Source organism: Tolypothrix sp. PCC 7712 (genome assembly GCF_025860405.1).
GTDB classification, from domain to species: Bacteria; Cyanobacteriota; Cyanobacteriia; order Cyanobacteriales; family Nostocaceae; genus Aulosira; species Aulosira diplosiphon.
In genome coordinates, this window is the sequence record NZ_CP063785.1 from 5,613,019 (window position 1) to 5,628,579 (window position 15,561).

Here is a 15,561-nt window from a genome sequence, read left to right on the forward strand (position 1 = left end):
GTTTTGCCCGATGCGGTTCCTCCCCAATTAAATTTTTTCTGTGTGGTTATTACACTTGAATTTGGTGACTTTTCAGCGGCAATACATTAGCATTTTTTCTCTGGTGAACTACAAAATATACTTATAGTCATGCAGATGAGCATATATATTGGTTTAAATTTAACCAATAGACTACAGTATGGGGTTAAATCATGATTGTCACAATAGACACAATAACCCAAATAAAAGTTTGTCTTGTTTACCCGTGAAGTACTCAGTCTTTAAATCTTGGTTTTAGGCAAACAATCATACATATTCAATTACAAAACCGTGAAAATTACTAGATAAATTTTCGATTCAAAAGTAAAGAAATTTAGGAGATTTTTACTTTTTGATTTTCTTTTTTAAGAAAAATTAATTTTTCAACCTATAATTGTAACTTCATTACCAATTTGTAACATTGCTTTAAATGATGAAACAGAAGCAATAGTATTGACACTCAATTTATAAAAATGATTAAAGTGAGATATAGCTACCCAATCGGGTAAGGTTGCTTGTCGCTGTGTCACAAATATTTTTTGAAAGTTAGCATCAGCTACCCCAGAGTCAGGATTGCGTGTTGGTACTGCACAGCGTTGACAAGGCTGAATTCCCACAAAGTTAACGTTTCCTATCCGAAAAGATACTGTCGCATCACTTTGTGAACTAAATAATTGGTCTTCCCAAAAAGCTGGTACACCACCAATTTCTAGATTGGCGCGCATTCGGCGGCGCATTTGTTCTACAGTTACACCCGGAAACCAGGAAGCCACTGCCGTTAACGTTGCGGTACTAATTATCGTTGGCCCAAGACGCTCTGTATCATCAGGGAATCCTTGAACAGAATTTTGTTGTAATTTCACAGGGAACCCGAAAAAATCACTTAAAGTTGCTGCTAGCGCCTGTTTGTCTCCATCGAGATGAAATACTTGTTCTGATTGGCTTCCAGGTATTTGCAGAGATAGAGTTCTATGGGAGAGTGCAAATTTAGCTCGCAAAGAATGAATTTTGGCATGGCGTTTGCCATTAACGAAATTACCGCGCTCGTCAAAGAGGGCAAATTCACGGTCAAATTCTAGGGTACCGCTAGAGAGAACTCTAGCTTTCTCTACTTCCACACCATCAAAAGACTTAATCGGGTAGAGTAAAATTTTGGCTAAGTAGGGCATCATGGGGATTTTAGATTTTGGATTGTGTGACAAACATCCCGCCAGGAAACCAGTTCTAGGCGGGATAAACATCAATAGTTTTTGGTTTAGCGGGAAAAGGCGAAATGCAAACTAAGTGCGTTTGAGCCGATCCTTAAGCTAGAAAATGCAACTGAGCGATTACAGCATTAATCAGATGATGGGTAATGGGGAGGCTATCGACTACCATCGCTAAACACAACAGCATCATGTAAGAGATGGAATAGAGAAATAATTCTCTAGCAATTGTCCTGTCTTCTGGATTTTGCAATAAACGCCAAGCTTTGCGGATAAAGACATAGCCTAAACTAATTGCGATCGCAGCATACAAAATCCCACTAGCGTTTAAGGGATAAACCAATACTAGTGTTGTTGCGACCGTCGCCAGAGTGTAATACCAAATTTGCTTCACAGTTGCGGGATCGCCCACAACTAGAGGTAGCATCGGAATCCCGACTTTAGCGTATTCATCGCGAATCATCAAAGCTAAAGCCCAGAAGTGAGGCGGTGTCCACAGAAAGACGATCGCAAAAATTACCCAAGCCGGCCAGCCTACCGTACCTGTCACAGCCGCCCAACCTACTAACGCTGGAATTGCCCCAGCCGCACCACCAATCACAATATTGTTAGTGGTATGGCGTTTCAGCCAATGGGTATAAACTACAACATAGAAAACTATGCCAGAAAATGCTAGTAGGGCGGCTAGGAGGTTAGCAAAAACAGTCAGTAAAGTAAAAGAAATCACAGCCAGAGCGATCGCAAAAATTAAAGCGCCACGCGGCTGTACCTTACCGGAAGGCATAGGACGATGGCGTGTCCTCTCCATTTCGTAATCAATATCGCGATCGTAGATACAGTTAATTGTTTGGGCGCTAGCAGCAGCAAAAGTGCCACCAATCATAGTTACTAGCAACAACCAGATGTCTACTTGTCCCTTAGCGGCAATCCACATACTACCAGCGGTGGTAATTAAGAGCAACGGAATAATCCGGGGCTTGGTCAACTGGTAGTAGCTTTGAATTACCTGTAGAAAATTTTCGTGGTGGCGAGAGACATTAGTCTCAATCATTTTGGCTCGATTTCCTTATGTTTCAACTTATGTGCAGCCCCTGCTCATACTGAATCGCTGTTAAAAAGAACTAAGGGAAGATGAGGGAGATAAGGGAGATGAGGAGGATGAGGAGAATTACTACCTCTGTTCTTCCTGCTCCCTCATTGCCTGTACTCAGTCTGTCTCTCTGAGACTAGCGAAAACATCCACTTGTAGTGAGGTATAGGTAGAGACAAGGGTTTATTTTTGGTTCCACCACTTCTAGTTGCTAAGGTGGGGATTGGGGATTGGGGAACTCGGGGCCCCCTCTGGGGATAAGGGGTAATGGGGATTGGGGAACTCGGGGCCCCCTCTGGGGATAAGGGGTAATGGGGATTGGGGAAAGAATAAACTATAATTCCCAATTACCAATTACCTATTACCAATTACCCAATGCCCAATGCCCTATGCCCCTTATTTGGTTATAGATGCGACCCCTTTGCTGGTACAGCTACAGGGTAGGTATTGGTTTCACGACTAGCAACCCAGTCGCGTAATGCTAGGACTGTGAAAGCGACTAAAGTACCGAGTAAAGCTGCGCCTACAGCTTGGTGAGAGACGGTAAGCGGCTCAACTTGCAGGCGTAATTTGAAAGTAGCAACTCCCAAGAGAATTTGTAACATTAATAACCCACCAGCCATATTTGCCAAGCGGCGCAAAGCTGGGTGGAGTGCCGGTGTCAGCCAAGATATCAATACCACTGCTAAGGTTGCGACTGTTGGGGGTACTAAGCCAAAGATGTGGCTGTACATGACAGTACAGAGCTGGGACGTGCCCAAACATTGGTGGAACGCCCAACGAGATCCTACCAATGCGCCCAGAAGACTTTGTAGATAAACAAAAACGGCGGCAGTTAAACCCAACCACGGCAAACTACCAACATTGCCGGTTCCTTGATAAGGGGTGAGTGCCGTACCAATAACTAGGAGGGTGGTGAAAAACAACAACGCCGTTCCCAAGTGGGCAGTCACGATATCAAACCGTAATAGTTCAGTGACAGTCAGCCCTCCCAAGACTCCTTGGAAGACAATTAAAAACAAGGCGAACGTAGATGCCCAAGGCAGCCAATTGGGTAACATACGACGATACCACCAGGATAGACCGGCAAGTGCGATCGCGCTCAGACCAATCAAAGCTGCGTCCAATCTATGAAACCATTCCAAGAAGACTTGAAAATTCATTTGCTTGGCTGGCACTAATTCTCCATAGCATAAAGGCCAGTCTGGGCAAGCAAGTCCAGCGTTCATTACCCGCGTGGCACTGCCTATTGCCATCAAAATTAAGGTGGCGATGCAGATCTTCCAAACAAAACGACGAATTATTTCCTGGGGCTTTTGCTGGGGATCTGTTGCTTCATTTTGTTGTTGTAGGACAAATTCGCTCATGAACGATACCTTCTGCCCGCTCTTGGTAGAGCTATTTAAAATTATCAGTTTGTCAATCACGACCCATATAAACCCTAGCGTATACGACCAAGGTTGATAGATTAGCTTTCAGTTATACGTTTTACTTACACTTTGAATCACTCGAGCTACTTTTAGCCAAAAGCTTTAGGTATTTTTAAGTTCTGAATTTTTTGTTAATGGCAACTAATTTTACTATCTAAATTTTTTCTTAAATTTTGACCATGATTCACATCTATCCGTGGCTATATCTGATAAAACTCTTGTACTCAATATTATTTGTGTAGCTAAAAAAATTAATAAAAATTTCAGACATTGGAAGACCATAATTGATGACCTACACTACCTTAGTAAGTGGGTACCTTTGAGATAACGTAGTAAATTCATTTAAGTGAGCCGTGAAAATTCCAAGTTCGATCTGGACATTACTAATTGGCATTGTGTTAACACTTGCCAGCCTTTGGTACGGTCAAAATCACGGTCTGTTGCCAACAGAAGCCTCTGATGAAGCCGTCTTGGTTGATGGTCTGTTTAACACGATGATGGTCATCTCTACAGGTATCTTTCTCATTGTCGAAGGTGTCTTAATTTACTCTGCATTTAAATATCGTCAACGACCTGGTGACAATGAAGACGGGCCTCCTGTAGAAGGAAATGTGCCTCTAGAAATCCTCTGGACGGCGATCCCAGCAATTATAGTTATTGGTATTTCTGTTTACAGCTTTGAGGTTTATAACGAAATTGGTGGCTTCGATCCCCATGCCATCCATGATGCCCCGGTGACTCAAAATATGTCGATGAAAATGCCAGGGGCAGCAATTGCCGCAACGTTAAACGATACACAATCCAGTAACGAACCTAACCTTAATCAAGAAAAATCTGATGCGGCGATGCAAGATCCTGGCACCGCCGCAGTTCGCAACGCCGATCAAATTCCTCAAAAAGTCGATGCGCCGGGAGTCGGTAGTGTAGCTCCTACCATTGGCGAAAGTCCTGACAAAGCAGGTAAACCTCCAGAGTTGTTGGTTAATATAACGGGTCTGCAATACGCCTGGATTTTCACCTATCCAGAAACAGGCATAACTACCGGGGAAATGCATCTTCCCATCGGACGGGAAGTGAAAATCAATATGACAGCTAACGATGTCATCCATGCTTTTTGGGTGCCCGAGTTTCGCTTAAAGCAAGATGCTATTCCTGGTAGACAAACAGAACTTCGCTTCACACCTAGAACAGCAGGCGATTATGCCTTAGTTTGCGCCGAACTTTGCGGCCCCTACCACGGTGCCATGAGAGCGCCAATCGTGGTAGAAACAGCAGAAGCCTTTGACAAATGGCAAAAAGAGCAGCAAGTAGCTAGCCGCGAAACCCTCAATCAAGCTGTTGCTTATAACCCTGCAAATCTCTCCCCCGATAAATTCCTCGCTCCTTACACCAAGGACATGGGAATTAATACCGCAATAATTCATCAAGTTCACTCTGCTCACCACTCTTAGTCATTAGTCATCAGTCATTAGTCATTAGCCCTTAGACAAATGACAAAGGACAAATGACAAAGGACAAATAAATTTCCTATGACACAAGCTCAAATCCAAGAAACAGCCAATACCCCCGCCCTGGCTGAAGAACCAGGGGTCAGGCATTGGCGAGACTACTTTAGCTTTAATACTGACCACAAAGTGATCGGGATTCAATATCTAGTCACTTCGTTTATTTTTTATTGCATTGGCGGCGTGATGGCGGACTTGGTTCGCACAGAACTAAGAACTCCAGAAGTAGATTTTGTTACCCCAGAAGTCTACAACAGCCTATTTACCCTGCACGCCACAATCATGATTTTTTTGTGGATTGTACCTGCAGGGGCAGGGTTTGCTAACTTCCTCATTCCCCTGATGATTGGGGCTAAGGATATGGCATTCCCTCGGCTCAATGCTGTCGCCTTTTGGATGATCCCCCCTGCTGGCGTGTTATTAATTGCCAGTTTAGCTGTAGGCGACGCACCCGATGCCGGCTGGACTTCTTACCCACCCTTGAGCTTAGTTACAGGTCAAGTGGGTGAGGCTATCTGGATTATCAGTATCCTGCTGCTGGGTACATCATCGATTTTGGGGGCGATTAATTTCCTCGTCACCTTACTGCGGATGCGTATCCCTAGTATGGGAGTGCATCAAATGCCTTTGTTTTGCTGGGCGATGTTTGCGACATCAGCATTGGTACTGTTATCTACCCCTGTACTCGCAGCTGGTCTGATTCTGCTGTCTTTTGACTTAATTGCCGGCACAACATTTTTTAACCCAACTGGGGGCGGAGATCCGGTGGTTTACCAGCATATGTTCTGGTTTTATTCCCATCCAGCCGTTTACATCATGATTTTGCCCTTCTTTGGGGCAATTTCTGAGATCATCCCAGTTCATTCTCGCAAACCGATTTTTGGTTATAAAGCGATCGCCTATTCTTCCCTGGCGATTAGTTTTCTCGGGTTAATCGTATGGGCGCACCATATGTTTACCAGCGGTATCCCTGGTTGGCTGCGGATGTTCTTTATGATCACCACAATGATCATTGCCGTACCTACAGGGATTAAGATTTTCAGCTGGTTGGCGACGATGTGGGGCGGCAAAATTCGTCTCAACAGTCCTATGCTGTTTGCCATTGGCTTTGTCGGCACCTTTGTGATTGGCGGCATTAGTGGCGTAATGTTGGCAGCAGTACCCTTTGATATTCACGTTCACGACACTTATTTTGTCGTCGCACACCTCCACTACGTCTTATTTGGTGGTAGCGTTCTGGGAATTTTTGCAGCCATCTATCAGTGGTTCCCGAAAATGACGGGAAGGATGCTGAACGAATTTTGGGGTAAAGTTCACTTTGCCTTGACAATAGTTGGTCTGAATATGACCTTCTTACCCATGCACAAGTTGGGTTTAATGGGTATGAACCGCCGAGTTGCTCAGTATGACCCCAAATTTGCATTGCTCAATGAAATTTGCACTTATGGTTCTTATATCCTGGCAGTTTCTACAATTCCCTTCATCATCAATGCCATCTGGAGTTGGTTATACGGGCCCAAGGCAAGTAATAATCCCTGGAATGCATTAACCCTAGAGTGGATGACAACCTCACCACCAGCGATTGAGAATTTTGACAAAACCCCAGTGTTAGCAACAGGCCCCTACGACTACGGTTTGGAAAATGCTCACAAGGGCGTACCCCTCTCCGATCCCGATCCAGTCTTATCTGCTGGCGTAAACTCAGTGTTACGCGCCCAACCAGACGAACCATATCCAGGTATCACAGCAGAAAAAGAATAAATAGGGCATGGGGCATGGGGCATAGGGCATTGGGTAATAGGTAAATTGGGATTTATAGTTTATTCTTTCCCTTTTCCCCTTTCCCCTTTTCCCTTTCCCCTTTCCCCTTTCCCCTTTCCCCAATCCCTTTACACTTATCCTTTTTAATATTCATGCAAAGTCAAACTATTGACCCAGCAAAAGCTGAACTGAATCATCACCATAGCGCGGAAGCTGCACATGCGGGTCACGAAGAACATCCCGACCATCGTTTGTTTGGGCTAATTGTGTTTCTGATTGCTGAGGGCATGATTTTCATGGGGTTGTTCGGAGCTTATCTAGCTTTCCGTTCTACCTTACCTGTATGGCCGCCAGAGGGAACACCTGAATTAGAACTTTTGCTACCAGGCGTTAACACCGCTAATCTAATAGCTAGCAGTTTTGTGATGCATAATGCTGACACTGCTATCAAAAAAAATGATACCAAGGGGATGCAGACTTGGTTGGCAATTACTGCCGCAATGGGTGCAATTTTCTTGGTAGGTCAGGTTTATGAATATACCCATCTAGAATTTGGTTTAACTACCAATTTATTTGCCAGTGCCTTCTACGTCTTAACTGGGTTTCACGGTTTACACGTAACCATCGGCGTATTAGCAATTTTAGCTGTATTGTGGCGATCGCGCGTTGCCGGTCATTACACTAACGAAAAACGCTTCGGTATTGAAGCTGCGGAAATTTACTGGCATTTTGTTGATGTAATTTGGATAATTTTGTTCGGATTGTTGTACATCCTCTAAGTATTAATAAGTAGTTGTTCACTCCACGCGAATAACTACCTAACCCCCACTGGGGGTTTTTTTATGGTTAATTTCCGTCACTGGATAATCACTGAGTGTTTATAGCTGCTGGCTCCGTTGGTGTTATCTCTGTGATATCTCTAGAATTTCCGCCTTTAGAGGCGTAGATTTGACTAAGGAAATAGTAAATCAAAAAATATCCTCAATTTTCTTATTTAATGAGCATCTTGCTAATTGCATCCTCTAGTTGATATTTATCTGCGACAGTATCTGGATAGCAAGCTCATCTATATTCTGATTTATAGTATTATTTTTTACTCTGCTCTAAATCAAAGTGAAACAAGCTTTGTTTTTTTTATACATTCATAACCATATTGAATTTTAGCTAGATTGTATACTAAAGTGTGTTTACTAAGATATTTTGAGATTTCAAGACTATTAACTTTAGTCCGATATAGGTGCAACTACAGCAATAATAAAAATTCAAAGGATAAAATATTTGGTTAAAATTATATTGTGATATTAGCGCCCTTAAAATCTCTAAAAAATTATAGAATTTCGCTACTAAACTAAATATCTAGCCTGGAAAATTTTTAAATTTAAATATCAAGCAACTACGCAGGTATTCAGGCAGAATCTCAAACACAATCTAACACCAAAATTTAACTTGTCAGCTATTTTAGATAGGTTAGGATATGTCCCATGCGTCAGTACCCTCGCATTAGAAAAACAGTCAGAAATCGCTACAATCATGTGACGCACTTAAAAAGTAAATTATCTGGTGGCATTACTTATTTACTATCTGGTGATGCAGGAAATAAACAAGAGAATAGACAACAGCAACAGTATCCTCTGATTAAAAAAACACTGCGGAATCGTTTTAAGATTGTCCAACTTTTAGCTAGAGGTGGTTCGGGCGATACATACCTAGCAATTGATTTAGATTTACCGGGTAACCCATTTTGTGTTGTGAAGCATTTTTATCCTAAACATCATCATCCTGCTGTTTTACCGATAGCCAAAAACCTTTTTGATCGCGAAGCAGAAATTTTATATCAGCTAGGCAACAATCATAAGCAAATTCCTACCTTGTTGGCTCACTTTCATGAAGATGGAGATTTTTATTTAGTTCAAGAATTTATTGATGGTTATGACTTAACCCAAGAGATTATCCCTGGTAAACCTCTCAGCGAAGATGTAGTCTTAAATTTATTGAAAGATATCCTAGAAGTGTTGGACTTCGTTCACCAACACCAAATAATTCACCGGGATATTAAGCCGCAAAATATTATGCGGCGGAACTGCGATCGCAAGATTATACTCATTGATTTTGGCAGTATTAAAAAAGTAGGTAATCCGGGCAATACCCTGACTGTTTCTGTCGGTACTCCTGGCTATATGCCAACAGAACAAGCTAAAGGTAAGCCAAAACTTAGCAGCGATATTTATGCAGTAGGTATGATTGGGATTCAAGCTTTGACTGGTTTAAAACCCGAAGAATTACCAGAAGATCCCGATACTGGACAATTAATCTGGCGGCACAAAGCAAAAGTTAGTGATTGGCTAGCAGATGTTTTAGACAGAATGATTAGCGAACGCCATAACCAGCGTTACCAATCTGCAGGGGAAGCTTTGCAAGCACTGATTCCCGATATAACTCTACCAAAGTACTCAGAATTGAGTGTTCCAAATGAACATACTGATGAGGATTCTTTAGTCGTTTACCGCAAGTTTATGTTGCTGCTGGGTCTGGGTTTTGGGGTTATTACTAGTGTATTACTAATAGCTTTGATATATACATTTTTGAGTACAAGTTTATCGCCACAAAAACAACCAACTCCATCACAAACATTCATCGAAAATTTTAATAATCGTTCATCTAGTCATATAGATATGTCAGTAGGTTAGAGATATCTAACTAATACTAATTCTCCAAAATAACGCTACAAATAAACAGTAGGGTTAGGAGGAGAATTATCTGTAGTCGGAATTTTATCAACTAATAATTAAAAATGTGTTTTATACCTTGCATCTACCACCAATTGTTTCAAAATAACAAATAAACAAAATTAAAAATATGGACAACACAAACCAAAAAAAAGTTTTGATTAAGGAAGATATTAGTATCTTCCTCAAAGGTTTAATTATTGGTAAAGTCCTAACACTGATGGTGATAGGAGGATTGCTTTGGTGGTTGCTTAAGCCTGAGTTCATGGCTCGCAATAATACTGATTCATCTAATCCCAGTGTGGCTGATTCTTCTAATCAAAATTTACAGCCCACCTCGAATGCTGTATCCACCTTTGGGTCACTTACGGATGTGCCCAATGATTCATTCAACTATGGTGGTAGCACTGCTTGGGCACCGATTAGACAAGTTGTAGATTCTCAAATCCTCAGCGCGCGCCCTGAACTAAAATTGCGCTACTTAGACCCTGTAGATGGTAGCCCTGGTTCTAGTTCCGGTATCCGAATGTTGTTGGATGGAAAATTGGACTTTGCTCAGTCTTCTCGCCCCCTCACAGATGCAGAAAAAGCCATTGCCAAAGAGAGAGGTTTCACCCTTGAGCAACGTCAGGTGGGTATTGATGGGATAGCGGTAGTAGTTAATCCATCGTTGAACTTGCCAGGTTTAACAGTTGACCAATTGCAGCAGATATATGAGGGAAAATTAACTAACTGGAATCAGGTAGGAGGGCCTAATCTACCCATCACAGCTTTTTCTCAACAACCAGAGAATGCAGACACAAGCATCTTCTCTAGTAATGGTGAGTCAACAAAACAAGCACTGGGTTCTAATGTCAAATATGTCTACTCCACTACAGATGCAGTACGTCAACTCAGCAAAACTCCTGGTGGAATATATTATGCTTCTGCCCGTGCTGTTGTACCTCAATGTAGTGTGAAACCTTTATTATTAGGCCGGACTGCTACTGATTTCGTTTCCCCTTACCGTCAACCTTTTGTATCACCCGAACAATGTCCGCGCCAACGCAATCAGGTGAATACGGAAGCTATTAAGAACGGTAGCTATCCCATAACCTCTAAGTTGTTTGTGATTATTAAACAAAACAAAGGTCAAGCACAACAGGCTGGCAATGCTTATGCCAATCTTGTACTTACCGACCAAGGACAACAGGCGATTGAGCAAGCTGGGTTTGTTAGAGTTCGTTAGTTAATACTTGAATAGACTGCTGGCGAAATTTGATGAGGTTATCTTGTTTCGCCAGTGGTGAAATGCGATCGCACTACTTCTCTACAAAAGATGATATAGTTTCAACGACATTAATTTGTCTTCAAAGACAACAATTTGTCAACGCAGACAAATAAAGTGTTAATCGACATTTACACAAGCCAGCAGTCGGATTTGAACCGACGACCTTCCGATTACAAGTCGGATGCACTACCACTGTGCTATGCTGGCGGGCTGAGGTATTGCTCATAAGCACTAACCGATTTCTAATCATAGCATAAGTAAAAGATTTGTCAAGGAATACAATTAAAAAATTTTTTGAACCTACAAGAGGCAGGGAAAATCTGAGGAATTTATTCGATGCAACCTCTGTATTTTGCCAAGTTTTCACATTCGAGAGCGGTTTGCAAGTGTGACATTTGTAGGACAACTAACAAAAATCAAGCATATTAATCATCCATAAAGTTGATAAATTAATAGTCATAGCAAAAGCTAACTTTAATCCTGGGCTAGACACAAAAACATCTGGTAGAGTTTTAAGGCGATACTTTTTTGGTAGGACTGGCTAAAGGAACACAAAGACATCATTATTATTTACAGATCACAAGCATGGCAGCGTTGAACGGACGAGATTTATTAAGTCTGGCGGATCTGAGTTCTACAGAACTTCAGGAACTCCTACAATTAGCAACTCAACTCAAGTCAAAACAGCTAAAGCTACACAGTAATAAAGTCTTGGGATTATTGTTCTCCAAAGCTTCAACTCGCACACGCGTGAGTTTTACTGTGGCTATGTACCAACTAGGTGGACAGGTAATTGATCTCAACCCAAATGTTACTCAAGTGAGTCGTGGGGAACCCGTGCAAGATACAGCTAGGGTGTTGGATAGATATCTGGATGTGTTGGCAATTCGTACGTTCGCTCAACAAGAGTTGGAAACTTTTGCTAACTATGCCAAGATTCCTGTAATTAATGCGCTGACTGATGCAGAACATCCTTGTCAGGTATTAGCAGATTTAATGACAATTCAAGAGTGCTTTGGTACCCTCAAAGGGTTAACTTTAACCTACGTAGGTGATGGCAATAATGTCGCTAACTCTTTAATGTTGGGTTGTGCTTTGGCAGGAATGAATGTCAGAATTGCGACACCTCAAGGCTATGAGCCAGATAATAAAATTGTAGAACAGGCAAGAGCGATCGCTAATAATCAAACTGAAGTTCTCCTGACTAACGATCCAGAAATTGCTGCTAAGGGGGCCGCTGTTCTCTACACTGATGTTTGGGCAAGTATGGGTCAAGAATCAGAAGCAGACGATCGCTTCCCAATCTTCCAAGATTACCAAATTTCCGAGCAGTTATTGAGTCTGGCTGACCGCGAAGCTATTGTTTTACACTGCCTACCAGCCCATCGTGGTGAAGAAATTACCGAAGCTGTCATTGAAGGTTCGCAATCACGGGTTTGGGATCAGGCCGAAAATCGAATGCACGCCCAAAAAGCTTTATTAGCTAGTATTTTAGGAGCAGAGTAAGGAGAGGATAGAAATTTTTCGGTTGAGCAGGGGGAGAAAGAGTTATTGTCTACTTTTAAGTAGGGCGGTGCAACTAAAGATAACTGGCTAGGGCTGTCATTTGTCCTTTGTCATTGGTAAAGGTTTCAAAGCTATTTACATTCTGTAACATAGTTTGGTTTATTTCCACCGACTTACTTAACCCCTAGTTTTTTAGCATAGAGTTTTCTGCTTAAATCTCATACTCTTCCCTGTTTGCTTTTGAGGAACCTATTTTTCAACCTGGATGAGGTTTAAATGTATTTTTCATCCTCAAGCAAGTCATAAAAAAACGACCTCATCCTTTATTTCCTGCAATTATTGTTCGCTATATAGCATTTCTATTTCATTTGTGAAACCAAAAGTACATTTGTACCTACTTTCTTCCTAATTTTTACCTTAACCAGTAATTTCACAACTCATAGAGAATCCCTATATTTACAAATCAATTCCAAAATTAAATCGGATTGCCATATATTCTTTTTAGTTTTATCTTGCTTATATGGGATTTTATGTAGTACTAATGTTCTAGGGACATTTGTAATTACTTCCCAACAAAATTATGGAACGTTTAACCGAAGCTCAACAAGAACTTTATGAATGGCTGGCAGAATACATCCGAACGCATCAGCATTCGCCTTCAATTCGGCAAATGATGCAAGCGATGAATTTGAAGTCACCAGCACCAATTCAAAGCCGTTTAGAACATTTACGCACTAAAGGGTATATTGAATGGACTGAAGGGAAAGCGCGCACAATTCGGATTTTACGTCCTGTAGCAACAGGTGTACCAATTTTAGGTACTATTGCTGCTGGAGGTTTAATAGAACCTTTCACAGATGCTGTCGAACATTTAGATATTAATAATTTTTCCTTACCTCCCCAAAGTTATGCTTTGCGGGTAGCTGGCGACAGCATGATTGAAGATTTAATTGCTGATGGTGATTTAGTATTTTTGCGTCCAGTACCAGAACCAAATCAACTGAAAAATGGCACGATTGTTGCTGCCAGAGTTGAAGGACATGGTACTACATTAAAGCGTTTTTATCGCAGTGGCGATCGCGTGACTCTCAAACCTGCAAATGCTAAATACCAACCGATTGAAGTTCCGGCGATGAATGTACAAGTGCAAGGTTCTTTAGTCGCCGTTTGGCGTGATTATAACTAGAAATTAGGGCATAGGGGATGGGGCATGGGGCATGGGAGGTATGAGGGAGACAAGGTGAGACAGCGCTGCAGGAGGGTTTCCCTCCGTAGGCGACTGCGAACCCGAAGGGGGACAAGGGGAGAAATTACCAATTACCAATGTCTAATTCCCAATGACAAATGACAAATGACAAATGACAAATTATGTACCTGACGCTAAATAGAGTGCAGCAACTGCCCGGTTTTCGCTTACGATTGCCATTGTTAAGGGAAAATCAGGGCAGTTATCAAACTCAAAAATCATTACCAGGATGCCCAAAAATGCCGCAATCTTTACAATTGCGGCAATATCAGCGCCAAGCTATGACAAGCTGGTTTGCTAATAATGGCAGAGGTACGCTGAAAATGGCTACTGGTAGTGGTAAGACTATCACGGCATTGGCGATCACTTGTGAATTATATCAGCAGATTAATTTACAAGTTTTGGTGGTGGTTTGTCCCTATCGTCATCTTGTCACCCAATGGGCACGAGAATGCGAAAAATTTAACTTGCAGCCGATTTTAGCATTCCTTGATGTCCGCAATTGGCAAAGTCAACTCTCTACCCAAATCTATAATCTGCGTTCTGGTTCCCAAAGATTTGTCACGGTGATTACTACCAACTCCACTTTAATTGGCGATGGTTTTCAGTCACAGGTGAAATATTTCCCCGATAGAACTTTAATTATTGGCGATGAAGCCCATAATTTAGGCGCACCAAAGTTAGAGGAAAGTCTACCACGTCGCATTGGACTAAGGCTGGCATTGTCTGCCACCCCCGAAAGGTACTTTGATGATGATGGTACCCAATCTTTGTTTGATTATTTCGGCCCTGTGCTGCAACCAGAGTTTACCTTGAGAGATGCGATCGCTCAAGGTGCTTTGGTACATTATCTGTATTACCCGATTTTGGTAGAATTAACAGAAGCCGAAAGTATTGCCTATTTAAAATTAACTCGCAGAATTGGGCGTTCATTACTATATCGGGAAAGAGAAAATGGCACAGTCGGGGATTTTGAAGATAACGAAGATTTAAAACCATTGTTAATGCAACGCGCCAGATTAATTGGTGCAGCAGAAAACAAGTTAACGGCTTTGCGGGAATTAATGGCAACTCGCAAAGATACTACTCATACCCTATTTTATTGCAGTGATGGTTCGCAAGAGGCTGGACAACGTTCATCTTTGCGTCAACTGAAAGCCGTTGCCAAAATTCTCGGCGTAGAATTGGGGTACAAAGTTAGTACTTATACTGCTCAAACTTCCTTACCAGAAAGAGAAGTTTTACGCCGTCAATTTGAAAGCGGAGAATTGCAAGGTTTAGTCGCCATTCGCTGTTTAGATGAGGGTGTCGATATTCCTGCAATTCAAACTGCCGTAATTTTATCAAGTTCTGGTAATCCTCGGCAGTTTATCCAACGGCGCGGGCGCGTTTTACGTCCCCATCCCGGCAAAGAACGCGCCATTATTTACGACATGATTGTTCTGCCGCCAGATTTAGAAAGGGAAGCTATAGAAGTAGAACGAAATTTGTTAAAAAAAGAATTGCGGCGCTTTGTAGAGTTTGCCGATTTAGCTGACAACGCCGGCGAAGCGAGAATGAAGTTACTTGCTTTACAAAAACGGTATGGTTTATTAGATATATGAACCGCCGATGGACGCAGATAAACGCTGATTATTTATCTGTGTTCATCGGCGTTTATCTGCAGTTTTTTATTGCTTTTTGTAAAAATTTTGGTAATAGTGAAGAATGAGGTTCAGAGGTATGGGATAATCAAATTATCTTCTTTATAATGGGATGTTAACAAAATTTTTAAAGCTACAAATATTCCATTATATTATATACT

General features: G+C 41.8%; 11 protein-coding genes and 1 tRNA gene. 8 read left to right on the forward strand and 4 right to left on the reverse strand.

What is annotated here, in order from left to right; all coding sequences use genetic code 11:
* Positions 1–401: 401 nt before the first annotated feature.
* The 3 genes from HGR01_RS23100 to HGR01_RS23110 form a co-directional block, all read right to left on the reverse strand.
* Positions 402–1,187 carry an MOSC domain-containing protein gene (locus HGR01_RS23100; RefSeq protein WP_045873192.1) on the reverse strand — a complete coding sequence of 262 codons (786 nt, stop codon included), beginning with the start codon at positions 1,185–1,187 and terminating at the stop codon, positions 402–404.
* 133 nt (positions 1,188–1,320) lie between these two features.
* Positions 1,321–2,274 carry a heme o synthase gene (locus tag HGR01_RS23105; protein ID WP_045873193.1) on the reverse strand — a complete coding sequence of 318 codons (954 nt, stop codon included), beginning with the start codon at positions 2,272–2,274 and terminating at the stop codon, positions 1,321–1,323.
* A gap of 443 nt (positions 2,275–2,717) precedes the next feature.
* On the reverse strand, positions 2,718–3,680 hold the full coding sequence (locus HGR01_RS23110; protein WP_045873194.1) for a COX15/CtaA family protein: 963 nt from the start codon (positions 3,678–3,680) through the stop codon (positions 2,718–2,720).
* A gap of 416 nt (positions 3,681–4,096) precedes the next feature.
* Between HGR01_RS23110 and HGR01_RS23115 the strand changes: the two genes are divergently transcribed.
* The 5 genes from HGR01_RS23115 (at position 4,097) to HGR01_RS23135 (ending at position 10,963) form a co-directional block, all read left to right on the forward strand.
* Complete coding sequence (locus tag HGR01_RS23115) at positions 4,097–5,194, forward strand: cytochrome c oxidase subunit II (protein WP_045873195.1); 1,098 nt, start codon at positions 4,097–4,099, stop codon at positions 5,192–5,194.
* A 78-nt stretch (positions 5,195–5,272) separates the two neighbouring features.
* Entirely contained in the window at positions 5,273–7,009 is a 1,737-nt protein-coding gene (gene ctaD / locus HGR01_RS23120) for a cytochrome c oxidase subunit I (RefSeq protein ID WP_045873196.1), read from the forward strand.
* Between the two features lie 152 nt (positions 7,010–7,161).
* Entirely contained in the window at positions 7,162–7,788 is a 627-nt protein-coding gene (locus HGR01_RS23125; protein ID WP_045873197.1) for a heme-copper oxidase subunit III, read from the forward strand.
* 702 nt (positions 7,789–8,490) lie between these two features.
* Positions 8,491–9,696: a serine/threonine-protein kinase gene (locus tag HGR01_RS23130; protein ID WP_081584107.1), complete on the forward strand. Its 1,206-nt coding sequence runs from the start codon at positions 8,491–8,493 to the stop codon at positions 9,694–9,696.
* A 169-nt stretch (positions 9,697–9,865) separates the two neighbouring features.
* Positions 9,866–10,963 carry a PstS family phosphate ABC transporter substrate-binding protein gene (locus tag HGR01_RS23135; protein ID WP_045873198.1) on the forward strand — a complete coding sequence of 366 codons (1,098 nt, stop codon included), beginning with the start codon at positions 9,866–9,868 and terminating at the stop codon, positions 10,961–10,963.
* Between the two features lie 177 nt (positions 10,964–11,140).
* On the opposite strand, the gene HGR01_RS23140 is transcribed toward HGR01_RS23135, so the two are convergent.
* A tRNA-Thr gene (locus HGR01_RS23140) sits at positions 11,141–11,212 on the reverse strand.
* A 378-nt stretch (positions 11,213–11,590) separates the two neighbouring features.
* Between HGR01_RS23140 and argF the strand changes: the two genes are divergently transcribed.
* From argF to HGR01_RS23155, 3 genes are all read left to right on the forward strand, one after another.
* On the forward strand, positions 11,591–12,511 hold the full coding sequence (gene argF, locus HGR01_RS23145; RefSeq protein WP_045873199.1) for an ornithine carbamoyltransferase: 921 nt from the start codon (positions 11,591–11,593) through the stop codon (positions 12,509–12,511).
* Positions 12,512–13,091: 580 nt separating this feature from the next.
* Positions 13,092–13,697: a transcriptional repressor LexA gene (lexA, locus tag HGR01_RS23150; RefSeq protein ID WP_045873200.1), complete on the forward strand. Its 606-nt coding sequence runs from the start codon at positions 13,092–13,094 to the stop codon at positions 13,695–13,697.
* Between the two features lie 182 nt (positions 13,698–13,879).
* The gene (locus HGR01_RS23155; RefSeq protein WP_045873201.1) at positions 13,880–15,361 is read left to right on the forward strand and encodes a DNA phosphorothioation system restriction enzyme; all 1,482 of its coding nucleotides are present in this window, start codon (positions 13,880–13,882) and stop codon (positions 15,359–15,361) included.
* Positions 15,362–15,561 lie beyond the last annotated feature (200 nt).

Coding starts and splice junctions, on each gene's coding strand:
- HGR01_RS23105 (WP_045873193.1), bottom strand. CDS start 2,274: ATGATTGAGACTAATGTCTCTCGCCACCACGAAAATTTTCTACAGGTA.
- argF (WP_045873199.1), top strand. CDS start 11,591: ATGGCAGCGTTGAACGGACGAGATTTATTAAGTCTGGCGGATCTGAGT.
- HGR01_RS23125 (WP_045873197.1), top strand. CDS start 7,162: ATGCAAAGTCAAACTATTGACCCAGCAAAAGCTGAACTGAATCATCAC.
- ctaD (WP_045873196.1), top strand. CDS start 5,273: ATGACACAAGCTCAAATCCAAGAAACAGCCAATACCCCCGCCCTGGCT.
- lexA (WP_045873200.1), top strand. CDS start 13,092: ATGGAACGTTTAACCGAAGCTCAACAAGAACTTTATGAATGGCTGGCA.
- HGR01_RS23100 (WP_045873192.1), bottom strand. CDS start 1,187: ATGCCCTACTTAGCCAAAATTTTACTCTACCCGATTAAGTCTTTTGAT.
- HGR01_RS23130 (WP_081584107.1), top strand. CDS start 8,491: ATGCGTCAGTACCCTCGCATTAGAAAAACAGTCAGAAATCGCTACAAT.
- HGR01_RS23135 (WP_045873198.1), top strand. CDS start 9,866: ATGGACAACACAAACCAAAAAAAAGTTTTGATTAAGGAAGATATTAGT.
- HGR01_RS23155 (WP_045873201.1), top strand. CDS start 13,880: ATGTACCTGACGCTAAATAGAGTGCAGCAACTGCCCGGTTTTCGCTTA.
- HGR01_RS23110 (WP_045873194.1), bottom strand. CDS start 3,680: ATGAGCGAATTTGTCCTACAACAACAAAATGAAGCAACAGATCCCCAG.